This is a genomic window from Hydrogenophaga sp. (assembly GCF_026125785.1).
Lineage (GTDB): Bacteria > Pseudomonadota > Gammaproteobacteria > Burkholderiales > Burkholderiaceae_C > Hydrogenophaga.
Genome location: NZ_JAHCKL010000010.1, coordinates 74,332 through 93,164 on the forward strand (window position 1 = coordinate 74,332; position 18,833 = coordinate 93,164).

16 protein-coding genes and 3 tRNA genes are annotated in these 18,833 nt (G+C 67.9%); 4 read left to right on the plus strand and 15 right to left on the minus strand.

From position 1 onward, the window contains the following. Positions 1-41 precede the first annotated feature (41 nt). The 5 genes from KIT53_RS11655 to KIT53_RS11675 form a co-directional block, all read right to left on the minus strand. Positions 42-812 carry an SDR family oxidoreductase gene (locus KIT53_RS11655; RefSeq protein WP_297752471.1) on the minus strand — a complete coding sequence of 257 codons (771 nt, stop codon included), beginning with the start codon at positions 810-812 and terminating at the stop codon, positions 42-44. Positions 813-929: 117 nt separating this feature from the next. Then, positions 930-1,847 carry a diiron oxygenase gene (locus KIT53_RS11660; protein ID WP_297752474.1) on the minus strand — a complete coding sequence of 306 codons (918 nt, stop codon included), beginning with the start codon at positions 1,845-1,847 and terminating at the stop codon, positions 930-932. A 106-nt stretch (positions 1,848-1,953) separates the two neighbouring features. Beyond that, the gene (locus KIT53_RS11665; RefSeq protein ID WP_297752477.1) at positions 1,954-2,706 is read right to left on the minus strand and encodes a GntR family transcriptional regulator; all 753 of its coding nucleotides are present in this window, start codon (positions 2,704-2,706) and stop codon (positions 1,954-1,956) included. A gap of 111 nt (positions 2,707-2,817) precedes the next feature. After that, entirely contained in the window at positions 2,818-5,028 is a 2,211-nt protein-coding gene (locus KIT53_RS11670) for a C1 family peptidase (protein WP_297752480.1), read from the minus strand. Between the two features lie 118 nt (positions 5,029-5,146). Further along, positions 5,147-5,968 carry a universal stress protein gene (locus KIT53_RS11675; RefSeq protein ID WP_297752483.1) on the minus strand — a complete coding sequence of 274 codons (822 nt, stop codon included), beginning with the start codon at positions 5,966-5,968 and terminating at the stop codon, positions 5,147-5,149. A gap of 141 nt (positions 5,969-6,109) precedes the next feature. Here KIT53_RS11675 and KIT53_RS11680 point away from each other — a divergent pair, with 141 nt between their 5' ends. Then, positions 6,110-7,099 carry a zinc-dependent alcohol dehydrogenase family protein gene (locus KIT53_RS11680; protein WP_297752606.1) on the plus strand — a complete coding sequence of 330 codons (990 nt, stop codon included), beginning with the start codon at positions 6,110-6,112 and terminating at the stop codon, positions 7,097-7,099. 64 nt (positions 7,100-7,163) lie between these two features. Here KIT53_RS11680 and KIT53_RS11685 read toward each other — a convergent pair. The 9 genes from KIT53_RS11685 to folC all read right to left on the minus strand — a co-directional run bounded on the left by KIT53_RS11685 (position 7,164) and on the right by folC (position 14,483). Continuing rightward, a tRNA-Asp gene (locus KIT53_RS11685) sits at positions 7,164-7,240 on the minus strand. Between the two features lie 68 nt (positions 7,241-7,308). Then, positions 7,309-7,384, minus strand: a tRNA-Glu gene (locus tag KIT53_RS11690). 73 nt (positions 7,385-7,457) lie between these two features. Beyond that, positions 7,458-7,533 (minus strand) — tRNA-Ala (locus tag KIT53_RS11695). Positions 7,534-7,611: 78 nt separating this feature from the next. Then, on the minus strand, positions 7,612-8,997 hold the full coding sequence (gene gltX / locus KIT53_RS11700) for a glutamate--tRNA ligase (protein WP_297752487.1): 1,386 nt from the start codon (positions 8,995-8,997) through the stop codon (positions 7,612-7,614). Then, positions 8,994-10,214, minus strand: a complete 1,221-nt coding sequence (locus KIT53_RS11705) for an O-succinylhomoserine sulfhydrylase (RefSeq protein ID WP_297752490.1) — start codon at positions 10,212-10,214, stop codon at positions 8,994-8,996. The genes gltX and KIT53_RS11705 overlap by 4 nt, the downstream gene beginning before the upstream one ends. Before the next feature lie 12 nt (positions 10,215-10,226). Then, the gene (gene purF, locus KIT53_RS11710; RefSeq protein ID WP_297752494.1) at positions 10,227-11,732 is read right to left on the minus strand and encodes an amidophosphoribosyltransferase; all 1,506 of its coding nucleotides are present in this window, start codon (positions 11,730-11,732) and stop codon (positions 10,227-10,229) included. 28 nt (positions 11,733-11,760) lie between these two features. Continuing rightward, a complete protein-coding gene (locus tag KIT53_RS11715; RefSeq protein ID WP_297752497.1) occupies positions 11,761-12,246 on the minus strand; it encodes a CvpA family protein in 486 nt (161 codons plus the stop codon). Between the two features lie 32 nt (positions 12,247-12,278). Next, entirely contained in the window at positions 12,279-13,049 is a 771-nt protein-coding gene (locus KIT53_RS11720; protein ID WP_297752499.1) for an SPOR domain-containing protein, read from the minus strand. Positions 13,050-13,115: 66 nt separating this feature from the next. After that, positions 13,116-14,483, minus strand: a complete 1,368-nt coding sequence (folC, locus tag KIT53_RS11725) for a bifunctional tetrahydrofolate synthase/dihydrofolate synthase (protein WP_297752502.1) — start codon at positions 14,481-14,483, stop codon at positions 13,116-13,118. A gap of 52 nt (positions 14,484-14,535) precedes the next feature. Here folC and KIT53_RS11730 point away from each other — a divergent pair, with 52 nt between their 5' ends. From KIT53_RS11730 to argG, 3 genes are all read left to right on the plus strand, one after another. Then, the gene (locus KIT53_RS11730; RefSeq protein ID WP_297752505.1) at positions 14,536-14,883 is read left to right on the plus strand and encodes an arsenate reductase; all 348 of its coding nucleotides are present in this window, start codon (positions 14,536-14,538) and stop codon (positions 14,881-14,883) included. A 91-nt stretch (positions 14,884-14,974) separates the two neighbouring features. Further along, on the plus strand, positions 14,975-15,292 hold the full coding sequence (locus KIT53_RS11735) for a pyrimidine/purine nucleoside phosphorylase (RefSeq protein WP_297752509.1): 318 nt from the start codon (positions 14,975-14,977) through the stop codon (positions 15,290-15,292). A gap of 18 nt (positions 15,293-15,310) precedes the next feature. After that, the gene (gene argG, locus KIT53_RS11740; protein ID WP_297752512.1) at positions 15,311-16,654 is read left to right on the plus strand and encodes an argininosuccinate synthase; all 1,344 of its coding nucleotides are present in this window, start codon (positions 15,311-15,313) and stop codon (positions 16,652-16,654) included. Positions 16,655-16,669: 15 nt separating this feature from the next. On the opposite strand, the gene KIT53_RS11745 is transcribed toward argG, so the two are convergent. Then, a complete protein-coding gene (locus KIT53_RS11745) occupies positions 16,670-18,805 on the minus strand; it encodes a hypothetical protein (RefSeq protein ID WP_297752515.1) in 2,136 nt (711 codons plus the stop codon). Positions 18,806-18,833 lie beyond the last annotated feature (28 nt).

Sequence of the window (18,833 nt, forward strand, 5' to 3'; positions counted from 1 at the left end):
CCGACAACGCCCGACAGGGCGCAGGCGAGGCCGCGCGTACGTCAGCGCGCGGTGAACCCGCCGTCCACCGGCAGGGCCACGCCGGTCACGAAGGACGCTTCATCCGAAGCGAGCCACAGTGCGGCGTTCGCCACCTCCTGCGGCTGCCCGATGCGGCCCAGCGGAATGGCGGCCAGCACGGCCGCCTGCGCCTTGGCGGCGGCTTCCGCGCTGGCCTTGGGGTCGAAGAACTTGGGGAACATCGGCGTGTCGATGGGGCCGGGGCAGATGGCGTTGACGCGGATGCGGTCTGGCGCGCAACGCAGCGCGAGCGACTTGGCCATGCCGACGACGCCGAACTTGGCGGCCGAATACACCGGGCTCACCGAAGCTCCCACCAGGCCAGCGGTGGAGGCGGTGAACATGATGGAGCCGCCACCGGCGGCACGCATGTGCGGAATGGCCGCGCCCGCCGCCAGCAGGCCGGAACGCACGTTCAGGTCCATCGCCTCCGCGTAGGCCGCCACGTCCAGGTTCTCCACCTCGCGCAGGCCGGGCATGCCCACATGCGCCCAGAGCACGTCCAGGCCACCCAGCAGGCGAACCGCCTCTTCCAGGGATTGGCGGCAGTTGTCCGCATCCAGCAGGTCGATCTCGATGGCATGGGCTTTGCCGCCCGCGGCCTTGATGCCGTCCACCACCTGGCGCAGGCGCGCGCCATCCACGTCGATGGCGACCACCGCCGCGCCCTCGCGCGCAAAGATTTCGGCGCCAGCCTGGCCCATACCCGATGCGGCGGCCGTCACCACGGCCCGTTTGTTCTGAAGTCTCACGGCGTCTCCAAGTGCTTTTAACTGTCCGACCTTTAAAAGGTCCCACTATTTTGAAGCCGCAGAAATATCCCTACATTGGTGTAAACCCTAGTTCACTGCATCGACCCGCCGAAGCGGCTACGCAGACTTTCCCTGGAGGTTCCCATCCCGGTCGATCAGGCCTGCGCGAACGAAGGCCCCGCGCACCGCCTCGTCGCGGAAGACGCCGCAGCGCGCCATCACCTGCAGCGTGTTGGCCCCCATATGCCGCGCGCGGGCGAACTGCCCCTCTTCCGGCGCCTGCCTCGCCAGCACCGTCTTCCGGGCGGATGCCGGGACGCCGGCGTCGGTCAGGGTGTGCGCGATGCGCTCCGGGTCGCGGACATGGAAGGCCCCCATGATGCGAGGCAGCAGTTCGCCAAGGTCAGCGCGCTCTTGCGCCGCCAGCGTCGGCCACACGCGAGAGAACAGGTGGGCGAAGTAGCGCGCATGCACCCACTCGTCCTCCAGATGCGCCAGCAACAGGCGTTGCAACGCGGAATGCGCGGTGCTGCGCATGGCATCGACAATGGCCTTGGTGACCATGGTCTCCCCGACGAAGCCCACCAGAAACCAGGCCATGTCACGCCGTGGCGCAGGCACCTCGGCCACCAGCGCTTCGATCCCGGTGATCTTTTGGCTCGGCCCTTCGTACGCCGCCAGTCCGAAGGCCTCGCGGATCCGGCCGACGGCCAGCGCGGTGAAGTAGGCGTGGTAGCCCTCATCGGTGTAGAGCTTGAGCGCATCGAGTGCCAGGGGCTCTGGCACATCGTGACCGCGCAGCCGGTTTTCCGCGATGCGCTGCGCCGCGACATTGACGATACGGTGTTCGGTGAGCGCCATGTCGTCGAGAAAGTGCACCAGGCGCGCCGCACCCAGCCGGTTGCGCGTCTGCAGGTCGAGATCGCCCAGCGCGGGGTGCGACAGCAGTTCGTCCGCGGCACCGAAGGCCAACCAGCGCACACCCGACAACTCGTCGCCACGGGCATCCAGGACGAAGTCGGTCAGCGACGGCATGCCGCGCACCGCCGCGCGCTCATTCCAGTCGTGAAAAGGGTCCGTGGCGTCGGCGGACGTGGCGGCCGACGACCTGTTGCCGGAGGGAGCGCGCCGCCGCATCGCCTCAGGCCGACGACGGCACGGCCTGGCCGGCTTCCAGCCGCTTGGCCAGGTCGCGCAGCGCCTCCAGCAGGGAGCGAAGCTCGCGGCTGGCAGCGTCGGCATCGCGGCGCACGAAGTGCTCGTAGAAACGCCAGCGCGCGGCCGCGAGTTCCACCGGAGAAAAATAGGTGGGACCGAGCAGGCGGCCCACCGCATCGCTGAGCGACTCCACCACCATGGTGATGGCCCGGTTGCGCGTAGCGCCCGCGAGAATGCGGTAGAACTGCAGCGAATAGGTCAGCCGCAGGTCGTAGCTCGGGTCCGACACGGTGGATGCGGTCTTCTCGACGATGTCCTTGAGTGCCGCGAAGTCCGCCTCGGTGGCCCGCTCGCAGGCCAGGCGCACCACCACATCCATGAGGTGGATGCGCAGCTCGGTGAGGTCATCGACCGAGAGCGACCCCGTGTGCACCATGTCGCGCATGAGCTGCGTGACCTGGCCTGGGTCCGCCTCCCGGATGAAAGCTCCTCCTTTCACGCCCAGGCCCATTTCGATCAGCCCGGCGTTCTCCAGGTTGCGCAACGCCTCGCGCACCGCGTTGCGCCCCACGCCGAGTTGCTCAGCCAGGTCTTTTTCGGACGGCAGCTTGTCCCCCGGCTTGAGCGCGCCACTGGCGAGCTGCTCGCGGATGTGGTGCACCACCACCTCGAACGTGCGCCGCGCCTGCACGGGTGTGATCTGCAATGGACTGGAAGAGGACTTGCGCGCAGGCATGGGCAACGAAGACAGAGCGGAAAGGAATGACCGCTGCGCAGTGTACGCGCTGCCCCTGCCGGGTGTGTCCCGCAGGTTCAGCGCGGGAGGGTCCCCGCCATTGAGCGTGCCTCAATAGTCCAGCCACTCGATGGGATGCGGCAGCGGCGCTCCGGTCATGCGCTCGATCGTCTCGGTGATCACGTCGACGCTGTTGTCGAAGCAGCCGTGCGTGGCCTGGGCGGTCTTGCCCTCGCGGTTGACGCGGATGTACGGCGCGGGCATGGGGTGCAGGTTGGCCGCGGGAAACTGGCTTCGCCAGGTCTGCAGGTGCACCAGTTGCTTCTCCGCCCACTGGTCCTCGGTGAAGAAGGCCGGATCGTGCGCCCGCTCCATGCCCAGCAGCGGCATCTTGCGCTCGTCGTCCAGCGCGCGGCTCACCAGGTACAGCAGGGACTTGCCGTACAGCGTAATGGGGCCCAGCCGGACCATGTCATCGTCTTTCTCCTGCTTGTCGGTGAGGTAGTGCAGGTGCAGGCTGCCGATGTCGAACACGGCCGGGCTGGCCTTGAGAAACTTCTCGATGGCGAACGCCACCGTGCAGGCGGGCGCGTACAGGGAACAACTGGCCACCCGCACCCGCTGCGCGGCAAGGCGGTCCAGCAGATGCCCCAGCACGATGGAGCCGGCCGAATGCCCGACGAAATGCAACTCGAGCGGCTTGCCACTGCCCAAGGCGCTCTGCAGGCGCGCCAGCGATGCCGCCAGCAACGCGCTGCCGCGCCCCGGGTTGGCAGCAAGGCGGGCGTTCTGGCGCATCTCGGACCACAGGCTCTTGACCGTCTTGCTGGCCACGGCTTCGACGCTGCGGTCGCGCGCCTCGCCCAGCATGTCGAACAGGCCCATGGCCCGGGCATCCTCGTCCAGGCCGAACAGCGCACGAATCTTGTCGGACAGCAGACCGGTCAAGGTCTCCACGGGACCCGTGCGCCAGGTCAGGAAGAAGGGGTAGATGCCATTGGCCTCGAAGTAGGGCGCGAGCACGCGGATGCGGTCGATCGAATCGTCCTGGCTGTTGAGGCCGCCATGCGCGTAGACCATGAGACGAGCGTCCTTGCGCGACTGGAAGAAAGCCAGCGCGCGGTCCACTTGGGCCTGCACGAAATCGGCTTCGCGCCCATCGACGCCCGCGGCGAGGTCGGTCACGATCACGTGGCCGTTGTTGCCCGTGACCAGGGTGTGCTCGAACGCCTGGGCGGTGGACCAGGGCTGGTAGGGCTTGTGCAGGAACTCGCGGTCGATCGGCCAAGGATCATCGGGCGGGTTGTCGCTGTTCTTCACGTCGCGCGCGACAAAGCCCAGCGCCCGGCCACCCCGCCCTGGCCAGCGCAGACCGGCCAGGCGTTCGAGCGACATGGTGTGGCTCTGGGGCACACCCAACGCCACCGCCCAGGCATCGGTGCCATTGGCCACCCAGTCGGCATACGGCAACACCGCGAATCCCCCGGCGCCCCAGCCGTCACCCCAGGAGTTCTGAACGATGAAGCCCCGGTCGTTGTAACCCACCAGCGCAAAGGCATGACCGCCCAGCGCGGAACCCTTGCTGGGCGCGGGAATGGTGGGCAGGTGCGCCTCGTCGTGCGAGGCGGGCAGCTTGGCGGTGCGTGGCACTTGGTCCCAGCCATCGTGCACGCGGGCCGACACATAGATGGCACCGATCTCGCCGATGGCGGCCTGCATCTCCACCACGGAGCGCCTGTCCACACGGTAGTACACCCCCAGCGGATGCTTCAACGCATCGAGCTCCCACGCCACGTCCGACTTGGCGCCGCGCCGGTCCTTGCGCCAATAGCGGTCCTGACATACGCCGTGCTTGTGGAAACCCTTGAGGGCGCCCCGGCACGAGGAGCCCTCGTAGTCCTCGCCATCCCATTCGTCGTAGCGACGAGCCAGCTCATACAGCATGTGCGGGCTGACGCGCACCACCTCGGCATCGGGCTCCTGGTCGAAGCGCCGTATCCAGAGCAGGTAGTTCACCACCGCCGCCAGGCCGAAGCCCGTGCAGGCGCCCTGTGTGCCCTGGTCCAGCACGAGACCGGCACGGGTGTAAGCGGGCACCACCTCGGCCAGGAAGCGCGTGGGCGGGTAGTGGGCTTCCAGCGAGCGCAGCGGTGGCGCGTAGCGCAGGTCGCGAAAATCCAGCCGGTCAGGCCGCGCGTCGAACAGCCTGTCGCCCATGCGGGCGGGTGCGCGCCGCGGCTTGGCCTCCTTGCGCGGCGCGCTGCGCGTGCGCGCGGGTTTCGCCGCTTTGGCGCGCGCGGATTCTGCCTGTCCTGTTGCCATGTCCATCTCTCCCGCAAGGCCCCCGACAGAGGGGGCGCACCGCAGGCTTGTACGCGCCGCGCGACCGCGTCACAACCCCCAATTGAGGGAAGCCCACAGCACGCCCGCCGCCGCGACTTCAGTGCACCATCAGCACCGGCAGCGTCATGGACCCCAATACCGTGCGCGTGGCGCCGCCCAGCACCCATTCACGGGCGCGGCTGTGGCCATAGCACCCCATGACCAGCAGATCGGCCCCCAGATCGGCCGCAGCCGACAGCAACGGGTTGCCGGCCTCGTCGGGCTCCGGTCCCCCGGCGTGCGCCATGGCGACGATGCCATGCGTCTGCAGAAATCCCTTGAGCGCGTCGAGACTGTCCTGCACGGCATCGCCATACCCCAGCAGATGCACGGCGCGCGCGCGCCGCAGCCAGGGCAGCGCCGCGGTCACGGCGCGCGCCGACTCGCGGGTCTCTTTCCAGGCCACCAGCACGGTTTGGCCCACGGTATCCACCGAGTTGGCGGAGGGCAGGATCAGCGCGGGCCGGCCGCTTTCGATGAGCAGGCTGGGCAGAAAGTCGGCCGGCAGCTCGGCATCGGCGGGGTCCTTCGGGTCGCGCTGGCCCAGGATCATCAGATCGGCGTACAGCGCCCGCCGCGCAAAGCTCCAGGGCGCATCCGGCAAAGGTTCGGACCAATGCATGCGTGAGGAGCCCGCCGCCACCGCCGCAAAACCCGCGTGCATGCGGTCGCGCCCTTCCCGATCCATGGCCTCCAGCACCTCCACGATCTGGCCGGCACCTTGCAGCGCATAGGCAAAACGCGTCAGCGCAGACAGGGTGCAAGGCTGCCCGACGACATGGGCATCGAACGCCTCGGCCAGGCTCCGGGCCAGCCGAGTGCGATCGGCCGCGCGGGCCGTGTTGTCAAGATGCAGCAGGATGGAGCGAAGACTGGACATGGACGTTCTCCGGTACGCGTGAAGCACATTGGTTTCCACGGTACGCCCGCTCAACGGCGGCAGGCTTGCGCTGGATCAATGTCGCGTGCGGTCAGCGCGCTACAAACAAGATCCATCCCACCCATCGGAGTGCCCGTCATGATGCAAGCCATGGTTCTGCAAGCCCCCGGCCAACCCCTGCGCCTGGAAGAACGGCCGCTGCCAGCACCCGGCCCCGGGGAGGTGCGTTTGCGCGTACTGGCTTGCGCGGTCTGTCGCACCGATTTGCATGTTGTCGACGGTGAACTGCCTTTGCCACAACTGCCGCTCGTGCCCGGCCACGAGATCGTCGGCACCGTTGAGGCACTCGGCAAAGGCAGCACGCTCGGCCTGCAGATCGGCGACCGCGTGGGTGTGCCCTGGCTGGGCCACACCTGCGGCCACTGCAGCTTTTGCCACATGGGCCGCGAGAACCTCTGCGACCACCCGGTGTTCACCGGCCATGGCCGCGACGGCGGCTTCGCCACCCATGTGGTCGCCGAAGCCGCATTCTGCGCACCACTGAAACTGCCGCTGGATGCGGTGCACATCGCGCCGCTGATGTGCGCAGGCCTGATCGGCTGGCGCGCCTTGCGCATGGCGGGCGAGGGAGCCAGCCGCCTGGGCCTGTACGGCTTCGGGGCGGCGGCCCACCTGATCGCGCAGGTGGCACGCCAGCAAGGCCGCGAGGTGTATGCGTTCACGCGCCCGGGCGACACCGCCGCGCAGGACTTCGCACGTTCACTGGGCGCCACATGGGCGGGCGGCTCGGACGAACGCGCGCCAGTACCGCTGGACGCAGCCATCCTCTTCGCTCCCGTGGGCGCCCTCGTCCCCGCTGCACTGCAAGCGGTGCGCAAAGGCGGCCGCGTGGTGTGCGGCGGCATCCACATGAGCGACATACCCGCCTTTGCCTACCAGCTCCTGTGGGGCGAGCGGGAACTGCTCTCGGTGGCCAACCTCACACGCGCCGACGCAGCGGAATTCCTGCAAGTGGCACAACGCATGCCCCTGCACGTGGCCACCACAACCTACCCGCTGGCCCACGCCAACCAGGCCCTGGACGACCTGCGCAACGGCCGCCCGCAGGGTGCGGCGGTGCTGATCCCGTGAGGTGACTGGAAGGCGGACAAAGAAAAAGCCGCTGCAAGCGAGGGCTTGCAGCGGCTTTCATGTTTGGCGGAGTGGACGGGGCTCGAACCCGCGACCCCCGGCGTGACAGGCCGGTATTCTAACCAACTGAACTACCACTCCTGGCAGATGGCGTTCGTTCTTGCGAACCAAGTGCCAACCACTTGTGCCTACTTGCCTTGCGGCTTGTTTGGCGACCCTACGGGGATTCGAACCCCGGTACTCACCGTGAAAGGGTGATGTCCTAGGCCTCTAGACGATAGGGTCAAAACCTTGGACTGACCGAACCGCGAATTCTAGCACCCGGATGACCGTGTTCTTCTTCGCGATCCAAAAACTTTGGTGGAGGTAAGCGGGATCGAACCGCTGACCTCTTGCATGCCATGCAAGCGCTCTCCCAGCTGAGCTATACCCCCACAAAGGCTTGCTGTTTTCACTTCATCACCTGCGTGACTCAATGCGTTTCAGCAAGCCTCGCATTATATGTCATTTTTTCAGCTGTTTCGCAAACGGCCGAGCACCGTGTCACGGTCGTGCAGTTCCAGCACCGCATCCAGCGACGGCGTCTGGGCTGTTCCCATCACCAGCACGCGCACCGGCATGGCCAGTTGCGGCATCTTCAGGCCATGCGCCACCAGCGTTTCCTTGATGGCACCGGCAATGGCGGGCTTGTCCCAGGCGCAAACCGCCAGGCGTTCGGCCAGCGAGGCCAGCGCGGGTCGCACGGCCTCGGTGATGTGCTGGGCGCGCTCTTCGGCGCTGGGTGAAACCTCGGCATAGAACGCCCGGGCCCACTGGGCCAGCGCCACGGTGGTGTCGCAGCGGTCCTTGAAAAGCCCGCAGATGCGCGGCAGGCGCGCGTCGGACTGCACACCCTGGCGTGTCAGTTGCTGCGCCACCAGCGGCGCGAGCACGTTGTCGTCCATGGCTTTCAGGTGCTGGGCATTGACCCAGCGCAGCTTGGCCTCGTCGAACTGCGCGGCGCTGCGACCGAGGTGGTCCAGGTTGAACCACGAAAGGAACTGCTCGCGGCTGAAGATTTCGTCGTCGCCGTGGCTCCAGCCCAGGCGTGCGAGGTAGTTCACCATGGCGTCGGGCAGGTAGCCTTCGTCGCGGTACTGCGTGACCGGCTTGGCGCCGTTGCGTTTGCTCATCTTCTCGCCCTGCTCGTTGAGCACGGTGGGCAGGTGCGCATACACCGGCGGCTCCTTGCCGAGGGCGCGGAAGATGTTGATCTGGCGCGGCGTGTTGTTCACATGGTCGTCACCCCGGATGACGTGGGTGATGTCCATGTCGATGTCATCGACGACGACACAGAAGTTGTAGGTGGGCGTGCCGTCGGGTCGTGCTATCACGAGGTCGTCGAGTTCGTCGTTGGCGATCTCGATGCGGCCCTTGACCTTGTCGTCCCAGGCCACCACACCGCCTTGCGGATTGCGAAAGCGCAGGACGGGCTTCACGCCCTCGGGCACCGGTGGCAGGGTCTTGCCGGGTTCCGGGCGCCAGGTGCCGTCGTAGCGGGGCTTTTCCTTGGCCGCCATCTGTTTCTCGCGCAGCGCGTCGAGTTCGGCCATGCTCATGTAGCAAGGGTAGACCAGGCCCGCGGCGACCATGTCGGCGAGCACCGCCTTGTAGCGGTCCATGCGCTGCATCTGGTAGTACGGGCCTTCGTCGTGGTCCAGGCCGAGCCACTGCATGCCCTCCAGGATCACGTCCACCGCGGCCTGGGAGGAGCGTTCGAGATCGGTGTCCTCGATGCGCAGGATGAAGACACCGCCGGAGGCACGCGCGAACGCCCAGGGATAGAGGGCCGAGCGGATGTTGCCGAGGTGGATGAAGCCGGTGGGCGATGGGGCGAAACGGGTTCTGACGGTGCTCATGAGAGGGTATCCAGGCCGCGCGCGAGGTCGGCCTTCAGGTCATCCAGGTGTTCAAGACCGACCGCAACGCGGATCAGCCCCTGGCCGATGCCGGCGGCCTGGCGCTGCGCTTCGGTCAGCTTGCCGTGTGAGGTGCTGGCAGGGTGGGACAACAGGGTCTTGGTGTCGCCCAGGTTGGTGCACAGAGACAGCACCTGCAGCGCGTCCAGCACATGGAAGGCGCGCGCGCGCGCCTGCGTGGCGTCGGCCGCCTTGAGGTCGAACGACAGCACCGCGCCGCCCACGCCGGACATCTGGCGCATGGCCAGCGCATGCTGGGGGTGGCTGTCCAGGCCAGGATAGTGCACGCGGGCCACGGCGGGATGCTGTTCCAGCCACCGGGCCAGCGCCAGCGTGGCCGCGCTCTGGGCTTGCATGCGCAGGCTCAATGTCTCCAGCCCCTTGAGCACCACCCAGGCGTTGAAGGGCGAGAGCACCATGCCGACGTTTTTCTGCACCGGCAGGAATTTCTCGCGCACCAGCGCTTCGGGTGCGCACAGCGCGCCGGCCATGACACGGCCTTGCCCATCGAGGAATTTGGTGCCCGAGTGCATGACGATGTCGGCGCCCAGCGTCACCGGGCGCTGCAGCGCAGGCGTGGCGAAGCAGTTGTCCACGCACAGCAACGCCCCCACGCTGTGCGCGATGTCGGCCAGTGCGGCGATGTCGCAGACCTCGGTCAGGGGGTTGGTGGGCGTTTCGGCGAAGAGCAGCTTCGTGCCTGGCCGCACCGCTGCGCGCCAGGCGTCGATGTCGGATTGCGGGACGATGGTGGACTCGACGCCGAAGCGCGCGAACTCGGTCCCGATCAGCTTGATGGTGGAGCCGAACATCGACTGCGAGAACACCACGTGGTCACCCGACCGCAGCAGGCTGAAGCACATCAGCATGATGGCGGCCATGCCGGAGGCGGTGGCCATCGCGGCCTCGGTGCCTTCCATCGCTGCCAGGCGCTGCTCGAAGCTGGTGACGGTGGGGTTGCCGGTGCGCCCGTAGGTGTAGCCGTCTTCCTCGCCCGCAAAGCGGCGCGCCGAGGCCTCGGCACTGGGCTGCACATAGCCGCTGGTGAGGTAGAGGGCCTCGGCGTTTTCACCGTACTGGCTGCGCTCGACGGCCGCGCGCACCGCCAGGGTGTCGCGGTGCAGTGTGGATGGGGTGTTTGTCTTCTGCTGGGTCATGGCCAGGCTTTCTCAGGCGGTCTGCGCATTGGGCAGGGCCAGGCGCGAGGTGTCTTCCTCGGCTTCCTCGCCCTGGGCGCGTCCTTGGTTGAGGCGGGCAATTTCGTCCGGGGTGATGTCGCCGGTGACGTAGACGCCATCGAAGCAGGAGGCGTCGAAGCCTGCCAGCGCAGGATTGAGCGAGCCGATGGCCTGCTTCATCGCGTCCACGTCCTGGTAGATGAGCGCATCGCAGCCGATGATCTCGCGCACCTCGTCCACCGAACGGCCATGGGCCACCAGTTCATCGGGCGTGGGCATGTCGATGCCGTAGACGTTGGGAAAGCGGACCGGCGGCGCGGCGCTGGCCAGATAGACCTTGCGCGCGCCGGCATCACGCGCCATCTGCACGATCTCGCGGCTGGTGGTGCCGCGCACGATGGAGTCGTCCACCAGCAGCACGTTGCGTCCCTTGAACTCGCTCCCGATCACGTTGAGCTTCTGCCGCACCGACTTCTTGCGCACGCCTTGGCCCGGCATGATGAAGGTCCGGCCCACATAGCGGTTCTTGACGAAGCCTTCTCGGTACGGCAGGCCCAGCAGTTGCGCCAGTTCCATCGCGCTGGGTCTGGACGACTCGGGGATGGGAATCACCACGTCGATCTCGCTGGGCGGCACGGTGGAAACCACCCGCTTGGCCAGCGTGATGCCCAGGTTCAGTCGAGCCTGGTAGACCGAGATGCCGTCGAGCACGGAGTCCGGGCGGGCCAGGTAGACGTACTCGAAGATGCAGGGGTTGTGGCTGACTTTGTCGCTGCACTGCTGGAAGTGCTTCTGGCCTTCGAGGTCGATGAAGACCGCTTCGCCCGGCTGGAGGTCGCGTTCCAGTTCGAAGCCCGTGCCTTCCAGCGTGACGGATTCGCTCGCCACCATCACGCTGCCCTGGCTGTTGTGGCCCACGCACAGCGGCCGGATGCCATGCGGGTCCCGGAACGCGAGCACGCCATGGCCGGCGACCAGCGCCACCACCGCATAGGACCCCTTGACGCGCTGGTGCACGCCGCGCACGGCAGCAAACACGTCCGCCGGCTTGAGCGTGGCGCCACGCGTGGCCTTTTCGAGTTCGTGCGCCAGCACGTTGAGCAGCACCTCGGAATCGCTCTCGGTGTTGATGTGGCGGTGATCGGTCTGGAACAGCTCCTGCGCCAGCGCCTTGGCGTTGGTCAGGTTGCCGTTGTGCACCAGCACCAGGCCGAAGGGCGCGTTCACATAGAAGGGCTGCGCTTCCTCTTCGCTGTAGGCGTTGCCGGCCGTGGGATAGCGGACCTGGCCCAGGCCCGCGTTGCCCGGCAGCGCGCGCATGTTGCGGGTGCGGAAGACGTCGCGCACCATGCCCTTGGCCTTGTGCATGAAGAACTTGCGGCCTTGCTGGGTGACGATGCCGGCCGCATCCTGGCCGCGGTGTTGCAACAACAGCAAGGCGTCGTAGATAAGCTGATTGACCGGCGCCTTGCTCACCACGCCCACGATTCCACACATGTTCGGATCCTCAGGAAAACAGGAAAATTCAATGGATATGTCGGGCCACCGGCTCCGGCAACAAGGGCCGGATCTCCTGCAAGGTGGCGGTGAGCACCCCAGCGGTACCCGACGATTTCCACCACGCCGCGTTCTGCATCTGCATCACGCTGACCACCACCGCCACGCCCAGCAGCATCACCACCGCGCGCGCCAGCCCGAAAGCGCCACCCAGTACGCGGTCCACCGGCCGCAGGCCCACGGTGGTCACCAGCTTCTTGACCAGCCAGGCCACCAGGCCACCGGCGAAGGCCGCGGCAATGAACACCAGCAGAAACGCCGCCGCCAGGCGCAACGGCTCGGACAGTCCGTCCATCGGCAGCCGGGCGGCCACATCGTCCGCGAACGCCTGCGCCGCCACAAAGGCCACCACCCAGCTCGCCAGCGACAGGACCTCGTAGACCAGTCCTCGCCAGATGCCGATCAGCACGGACACCAGCAACACCGCCAACAGCACCCAGTCCGTGGTCACCATGGTCGCCGACTCCGCCGCTCGCGCCGCGCCGCTCAGAGCGTGAGCACCGCCGCGGTCAGGCCCAGGGCCTTGACGCGGGCGGCCGCCTTGTCGGCTTCGGCGCGGCTGTCGAACGGCCCCAGGCGCACCCGGATGCGCCGGCCATCGGAAGTCTGGGCCACCTGGGTATAGGTCTTGAGGCCGGCGGCTTCGAGTTTCTGACGCACCTCGCGGGCGCCGGACTCTTCGGAGAACGCCCCCACCTGCACCACCAGGCGCTCGGCGTTGGCGGCGGCGGCGGCCGGCGCGGGCTTGCCCTCCAGCAGGGCTTTGGCGCGCGCGGCATCCGACGACGCGGGGGGTGCTGCGGCCGGCGCCTTGGCCGGGGTTGGAGCGGGAGAAGGTGCGGGCGCCGGAGCCGGGGCAGGTGCCGGTGTGGGAGCGGCAGCGGGTCGTGCCGCCGGCGCGGCTTCCACCACCTCTTCCTTGGCACCCAGGCTCTCGCGGGCGTGCACACCCTCGGCAGCGGGTTTGGGCGCTGGGCTGGGCGCGGGTGCGGGTGCAGCTGCCTTGGCGGAGGCTGCTGGCGCAGCAGCGGCGACGGGCGGCCGGGCGGCGCCGGAGCGCGAGGGGATCTCGATCGGAATGTCGACCGGAATGGGGCGCGGCTGGGTGTCGAAGAGCAGCGGAAAACCGACCACCCCCACCAGCACCAGCACGCTGGCGCCGATCAGGCGGTGGCGCGCACGCCGGCGCACGGCCTCGATGCTCTGCGGTGGCGGTGTCGAGGCGTTGCCCTGGGAGCCTGAACGGGATTTGAACATTCGGGGTGGGACCGTGTCGCCATGAAAGGCCTGGCGGAGGATCGATCCGGTCCGTGGGGGAGGGGCTCAGCCTGGCAGGTGTTTGGCCGACATCCGGGGCACACCATCCTGCAAAACGCCGCCCACGGTGTAGAAGGATCCGAAGACCACGATTCTATCAGCGGGGTCCGCGCGCGAGACCGCCGCGCGCAGCGCCGTCATGGGGTCGGGATATTGGCCCGCCACCCTGCTTTGCCCCCCCGGCGCGGTGGCAGGCTGGCCGTCCAGCAGGGTGGCCAGCGCCGCCGCGCTGCTGGCCCTGGGCAAGGGAAGATCGGTCAGGTACCAGTGGTCGATCAGCGGCGCGATGCGCTCCAGCATGGCACCCAGGTCCTTGTCGGCCATGGCCCCGAACACCGCATGGGTTCCTGGGTAGAAGCCCATGGCGTCGAGGTTTTCCGCCAGCGCCGCCACGGAATGCGGGTTGTGCGCCACGTCCAGCACCAGCGCGGGACTGCCGGGCACGATCTGGAAGCGGCCTGGCAGCTCGACCATGGCCAGTCCGTTGCGCACGGCTTGCGCGGTCACGGGAAGGCGACCGCGCAAGGCCTCCACAGCCGCCAGCACGCCCGAGGCGTTGACGAGTTGGTTTGCACCGCGCAGCGCGGGGTAGGCCAGGCCGCTGTAGCGCCGGCCGCCGTGCGAAGGATGCATGGCCCAACCCCATTGCTGCTGGTCGCCAGCGAAATGGAAATCGCGGCCCACGCGCCAGAGCTCGGCACCGATCTCCAGCGCCCGGTCCAGCACGCTCTGCGGCGGCACCGGGTCGCTCACCACCACCGGGCGGCCGGTGCGCATGATCCCGGCCTTCTCGAAGCCGATGGCCTCGCGGTCGTTGCCCAGCAGGGCCATGTGGTCCAGGGCGATGCTGGTGATCACGGCGCAGTCTGGATCGACGATGTTGACCGCGTCGAGCCTGCCGCCCAGGCCGATCTCCAGAATCGCCAAGTCCAGCCCGTTGCGCGAGAGCGTGCGCAGAATGGCCAGGGTGGTGAACTCGAAATAGCTCAGGCTGACCTCGCCCTGTCCATCGTCGCCCGATTGACCCAGGCGTGCCGCTTCCACTTCCGCGAAGGAAGGCAGCAGTTCGGACGCCGCCACCGGCTCCCCGGCGATGCGGCAACGCTCCTCGAAATGCACCAGGTGGGGCGAGGTGTAGACACCGGTGCGGTAACCCGACTGGGCGTAGATGGACTCCAGCATGGCGCAGGTGCTGCCCTTGCCGTTGGTCCCGGCGACGGTGATCACGGGGCAGTCCAGCGCCAGCCCCATGCGGCGCGCCACACGCTGCACGCGCTCCAGCCCCATGTCGATGGTGACCGGGTGCAGTCGTTCGGCATGGGCCAGCCACTCGGCCAGCGTGGTGGGATGGGGGGGCACGGGAATGTCGAGCATGGTCGAGATTGTCCCATCGCGCCGGCCCAGCGGATGCCGGACAATGCCGCCCATGATCACCGTCCATGGCATCCCCAACTGCGACACCGTGAAGAAGGCCCGCACCTGGCTCACCGACCACGGCGTCGCCCACGTTTTTCACGACTTCAAGAAACAGGGCGTGCCCACGGCGGCCCTGGACCGCTGGCTCGCTGCCGCCGGCTGGGAAACCGTCATCAACCGCAAGGGCACGACCTGGCGCCAGCTCGACGAAGCCACGCGCTCTGCCGTGGACGGGCCGGGCCCGGCCCGCGCGCTCGCGCTGGAGAACCCCAGCGTGATCAAGCGGCCGGTGGTGGAATGGGCCGACGGCAGCATCACCGTGGGCTTCGACGCCGTCGACTGGCAGCGGCGGATCTGAAGCCGGCTCAGGCCGGCAAGAGCAAGCGACCTAAAATCGCGGTTTCGCCTTTTTCTTTCTCTCCCTACCGTCACTCACCCTCCCCGCCACCATGAGCACCACCCAATTCGACGGCGTGACCGTCCAGACCCAGGCCAGCGTGTACTTCGACGGCAAGTGCGTCAGCCACGGCATCACCCTGGCCGACGGCACGAAGAAATCGGTCGGCGTGGTGCTGCCCGCCGCCCTCACGTTCAAGACCGGGGCGCCTGAAATCATGGAGTGCGTGGCCGGGAGCTGCGAGTACCGCCTCGCCGGCAGCGACACCTGGGTCCGTTCAGGCCCGGGCGAGCAATTCAGCGTGCCTGGCAACAGCAGCTTCGACATCCGCGTGAGCGAGCCCTACCACTACATCTGCCACTTCGGTTGAACCGCCGGAGCAACGCCCATGGCCACCATTCTCCAGAACCTCCCCACGAAACAGAAAGTCGGCATCGCCTTCTCCGGCGGGCTGGACACCTCCGCCGCACTGCTGTGGATGAAAAAGAAGGGTGCCCTGCCCTACGCCTACACCGCCAACCTCGGCCAGCCTGACGAAAGCGACTACGACGAGATCCCGCGCAAGGCCATGGCCTACGGCGCCGAGAAAGCGCGCCTGGTCGATTGCCGGCTGCAGCTCGCGCACGAAGGCATCGCTGCCATACAGAGCGGCGCCTTCCACATCAGCACGGGCGGCATCACCTACTTCAACACCACGCCGCTGGGCCGTGCCGTCACCGGCACCATGCTGGTGGCCGCCATGAAGGAGGACGACGTCCACATCTGGGGCGATGGCAGCACCTTCAAAGGCAACGACATCGAGCGCTTCTACCGCTATGGCCTGCTGACCAACCCCAGCCTGAAGATCTACAAGCCCTGGCTGGACCAGACCTTCATCGACGAGCTCGGCGGACGCAAGGAAATGAGCGAGTTCCTGATCGCCAACGGCTTCGACTACAAGATGTCGGTGGAAAAGGCCTACAGCACCGACAGCAACATGCTGGGGGCCACGCACGAGGCCAAGGACCTGGAGCACCTGAACTCGGGCATCCGCATCGTCAACCCCATCATGGGCGTGGCGTTCTGGAAGCCGGAGGTCGACGTCAAGGCAGAGGAAGTCACCGTGCGCTTCGAGGACGGCCAGCCGGTCGCGCTCAACGGCCAGAGCTTCGACTCCGCGGTGGACCTGTTCCTCAAGGCCAACGAAATCGGCGGGCGGCACGGCCTGGGCATGAGTGACCAGATCGAGAACCGCATCATCGAGGCCAAGAGCCGTGGCATCTACGAAGCCCCTGGCATGGCGCTGCTGCACATCGCCTACGAACGCCTGGTGACCGGCATCCACAACGAGGACACCATCGAGCAGTACCGCATCAACGGCCTGCGCCTGGGCCGCCTGCTCTACCAGGGCCGCTGGTTCGACCCCCAGGCCATCATGCTGCGCGAGACGGCACAGCGCTGGGTCGCCCGCGCCGTCACCGGCGAGGTCGCGCTCGAACTGCGCCGGGGCAACGACTACTCCATCCTCAACACCGAGAGCCCCAACCTCACCTACGCACCCGAGCGCCTGAGCATGGAAAAGGTGGAGGATGCGCCGTTCTCGCCGCTGGACCGCATCGGCCAGCTCACCATGCGCAACCTCGACATCACCGACACCCGCGCCAAGCTGGGCGTCTACACACGCAGCGGCCTGCTGTCGGGCGGCAGTGCGGTGCTGCCCCAACTCACCGACGGCGTGAAGAAGGGCAACTGAACCGCCGTTGCGGGTTCAGCTTGTCGGGTGAAGCGGCACCTCGACCTCCACGACGGTGCCGCCCGCCGAACCGGAAGACCACGTCACCGTGCCCCCCAGGTCGCGCACCCGTTCGCTGATCGAGCGGGCTTGCGTTGGCGTGGCCGTGGTGTCCTTCGCGCCCTCGTCTTCCACGCTAAGCAGCAGGCGCCCCGACGCCAGGCGCCAGACCACGCGGACCGTCTGCGCGTCCGCATGCTTGAGGCTGTTGGTCACGGCCTCGCGCAGGATGCGCCCCAGGTTGGTGTACTGGCGGGCACTCAGGCACAGGCCTTGGGGCACAGGGTCCTGCCGCCAGTCCAGGGAGCGCGACAACGGGGCCAGCCGTTCGCGGGTCTGGGCCTGCCACGCCTGCAAGGCCTCGTCCAACCCGCAAGGGCTGGCCGAGAGGGCTGCCAGCACGTCGCGCATGTCCTGCATGGCAGAGCGCGCTATCTGGCGCGCCTCCTCCTGGCCCAGGTAACTCAGCGAAAGCAGCTTCGCGCCGAGGTCGTCGTGCAGGTCACGCATGATGCGCCGCCGCTCGGCCTGCACGTCCTGCTCGCGACGCAGCATGGCCTCCTGCACATGGCGCGCCATGCGCCAGAGCACGTCGGCGCGGGCCACGTCGGCGCGACGGAACAGCCGCGCCCCGGACTGCGGCATGCGCAGCAGCACACCGCCCTCCCCGGCGCCGGGTCCGTCGATGCCGGGCAAACGCAGCGCCAGGCCGTTCTCCTCGATCGTCACGGTCCGGCCATCGGACGCACGCGCATCCGGCACCCGAAGCTCCAACGGCGCGAACTCCTCGCGCAGCACCTGGTGCCAACGCTGCGCCAGCTGGCCCGCATCCGGCGCGGCGGCCAGGTGCTCGAGCGAGCGACCCAGCGAGTCCGGGTCCTGCCAGGCACGGCGCTCGGCCAGACGAGCCCACAGCCACTGGCGCACGGGGAAGTAGACCCACCCGAGCAAGGCCAATGACAGGCTCAACGCACCGGCCTGCGACATGTCGAAGAGTGACACCAGCGCAAGGTCCAGCAACAGCACGCAAAGACCACCCAGAAACCAGCTCCAGGCACCAAACCACCAGCGGTCCAGGTCAAACAGCCGGTAGCGCAGGATGCCCAGCGCAATGCCCGCGAACATGAACAGGAACACCCCGAACATCAGCCCCTGGCTGGCCAGGGGCTGCGCACGCAGCGCCACCGGCAGCAGGATGCCGGCCGCGAAGAACCCGGTCCCGAGGTAGATCGACAGCAGATACCACTGGAGCGCGGCGCGCTCCAGCGGCCGCCCGCGCGTGCGCCGCCACTGCACCGCGGCAACGGCAAAGGTGAGCGCGAACATCGCCAGCAGGACCAGGAAGCCGGTACTCGGCGCGTCAAAGGTCTTGCAGCCAAACGCCAGCGTGGCCAGGCCCGCCACCAGGTAGATCGGCGCGGCCGGGCTGCGCCGCGCGAGACGGGTCGGGTAGTGCCACAGCAAGGCGAGCAAGGCGGCGGTGAACAACATCGCGCCACCGTGGTTCGCGACCGACAGCGCGCGAAACCAGTCGCCATCCAGCGCCAGTTCGCGCGTGCTGTAGACGGCGGCACTGCAGGCGGAGACCATCACGCTCAGGCCGCAAACGGCAAAGTGGCGCGCCGCCGCGTCGTGCCAGCGGAACACCCACACCCCGTAGGCCAGCAGAAAGCAAAGCACCCCTACACCGGCCTGGAACCAGAACAAGGCCGGCAACGCCAGCCAGCTTCGCGTCTGCACGGGCAGGCTCACCTTGCGGCCATCGTCCAGCACGGCGACCACCTCGCCGCCGGGCGGCATGGCCCGCGCCAGTCGCGTCATGTCGGCCATGAAAGCGCCGTAGCGCCCCCAATCAGGCAACTGGTCAGGTTCTTCGATCAGCAGGTCCGCACGCAGATCGACACCGGCCAACGACACCAGCCGCTGCCCCGGCGCCAGGTCCACCCGGGGCGGCACCTCGCCATGCACGACCACGGCGCCGCCGTCGGCCACGGTCAGGCGCAGGCCCGTGACCGGTGCCTGCAACGCCAGTGCCAGGCTGGTCAACAGACAGGCCAGGACCAGAAGGACCCCGAAGGCCTGCAACGTACGCGGGGAGGAAGGAAAGGGCATGGCGCGCGCCATTCTAGGGAATGGCTTG